Below are 1,935 nucleotides of genomic sequence, written 5' to 3' on the forward strand. Positions count from 1 at the left end.
GCGTTCGGCTGACCGAGGCCGGACGCCATTTCGTCGAGCGGATAGCCGTAGGTATTGACCAACTCGACCATGCGGTGAAAACCGCCGGCATGGCGGCAGCCGGAGAAAGCGGCCGGCTTCGTATCGGTATCCATGCCCTGATTCCGCATAGCTTCCTCGCAAAGCTGATCGGCCAATACCGCAAGGATTACCCCGATGTTGAAGTCGAGATCGCCGAAGGCCCGGCCCGTGAAGCGGTGGTGCAGCTTCGCGCCGGTAGGTTGGACGTGGCGTTCGTCGCGGGCACGCCCCAACCACCCGACTGCCATTCCCGTCGCACATGGACCGAACCGCTCTTGGCGGTGCTACCGGAACGGCATCCGCTCGCCAAGCGGTCAGCCGTCACATGGCCCGATTTGGCAGGCGAGACGTTCCTTGTCCGGCATGGCGGCACTGGACCGCAGGTTCATAGCCATATCGTGCTACGCCATGCCGAGCGCTGGCCTGCGCCGTCGATCCTGCGCTTCGACGTGGGGCGTGGCACCCTTTTGTCTTTGGTCGGACAGGGCTTTGGCATCACCATCGTCGGCGCGGCCACGGCGCTGTTGCCGACAAACGGCATTGTCTTTTTGCCCTTCACCGACGAGCCGGAGCCGGTCGCCTTCTCGGCTGTCTGGTCGCCGTCCAATCGCAGCGCGGCGCTTCGCAACCTGCTCAGCCTCGCCAACGACATGGGCCGGAAGGTCTGCACGGACTACCGTTCGATACTACCACGGATAGCGAAGGCGTGAGCGACAAGTCCACCGGCACCGTACAATTATCCAGCAGCCAGTTCGCTGTGGTTGAAAAGAGCCATAAATGCACCCTTGTCCCGTGGCGGCCGGTCATCAACCGCCAGCTCAGCAGCGAGGTCTGCGCGGGCAGATAGGACCGGCGCTATAGGATCAATGCTCTATTCGACCTTCCTCTCAAAAGCGTTATCTGACCATCGTTGCGTAGCGAACCGAAGTGTTTGCGGAAGCACAGTCCGGCACTGTTACTGCCATCGCCGGAAAGCGACACTTGCATTAACACCGCCAAAGCCGAATCCGTTGGAACGCCTATCAACCGGCCTTCACAGAATGAACGCAAATCCTGGACTCGAGCACTGTTGCTAACTGACACCCACAGTTATGAAGCTACAAAGTGAGAGGAGAGCATGTTGTCGATCTAGGAGACCCCTGAAATGGCATCTAGAAGCTCTCTAAGGCCCCTCACAGTCCCGACTCCGAGTCTAAGGTGTCACACTTACATGCCCGTAAACCGCCTAGCCTCTGAGGGCTTAAATAGAACGTATCCTACAAAATAGACACAGTGCCATATTTATTTCACATCTACCTCTTGACGAGCTACAACACGACACCCACATTACTCCTGCATTCCCCAAGTGGCGTGTCGTTTGAGGTGAAGATCGCCTGTATCCGAGCGCTAGACAAGGATTTTCTGCCGCAAGCGGCACCTGCGGTCGCGCAGACTGCTGGATCTGGACGGATCAGACCGCGAAGCCGCTGTTTCCTTGCCCAGGGGCGGCGTTTTTCAGCGCAGCGGACAGATCTGTCCAGCCGCTTTCGTTCAGTTTGAGCGTGGATCGCGATCATGCGCATAGCGGTGGCGCTCGCAATCGGCGGATAGCGGCGAGGATGGCGCGTACCATCGTGCCGGTGACAGCGACCTCGGCCAGCTGGAAGGTGATGGTGCGGGCGTGACGGACCACACGTGCCCCGATCTTGATCAGCTTCAGTTGCAGGCTGGTCAACGACCAGTCGGCCATGGCCTCGGGCAGCTCGATGCAGCGCAAGAAGGTGGCCAGGTTGTACGCCAGGGCGTGCAGTTGCAGCCGCACCTCATTGTCGCGGAACTTCCGGCACGACAGCCGCGTCCAGCGAAAGGCGTATTTGCCCTCTTTGATGTGCTGCT

2 protein-coding genes and 1 pseudogene are annotated in these 1,935 nt (G+C 59.7%); 2 read left to right on the forward strand and 1 reads right to left on the reverse strand.

Annotated elements, in window-relative coordinates; translation table 11 throughout:
* Positions 1 to 89: 89 nt before the first annotated feature.
* Positions 90 to 770 carry a LysR family substrate-binding domain-containing protein gene (locus tag BMZ91_RS21900; RefSeq protein WP_232231017.1) on the forward strand — a complete coding sequence of 227 codons (681 nt, stop codon included), beginning with the start codon at positions 90 to 92 and terminating at the stop codon, positions 768 to 770.
* A pseudogene (locus tag BMZ91_RS21905) lies at positions 707 to 892 on the forward strand (DUF3363 domain-containing protein); the annotation flags it as partial. The gene BMZ91_RS21900 and the pseudogene BMZ91_RS21905, both read left to right, overlap by 64 nt.
* A gap of 720 nt (positions 893 to 1,612) precedes the next feature.
* Here BMZ91_RS21905 and BMZ91_RS20945 read toward each other — a convergent pair.
* Positions 1,613 to 1,935, reverse strand: a 323-nt coding sequence (locus tag BMZ91_RS20945; protein ID WP_177193955.1) for a transposase, incomplete at its 5' end; no start/stop codon positions are given.

The sequence above is a fragment of the Roseovarius lutimaris genome, assembly GCF_900115165.1.
GTDB lineage: Bacteria > Pseudomonadota > Alphaproteobacteria > Rhodobacterales > Rhodobacteraceae > Roseovarius > Roseovarius lutimaris.

Excerpts from the sequence above, each read along its gene's own strand:
- BMZ91_RS21900 (WP_232231017.1), top strand. The coding sequence starts at position 90 with ATGGCGGCAGCCGGAGAAAGCGGCCGGCTTCGTATCGGTATCCATGCC.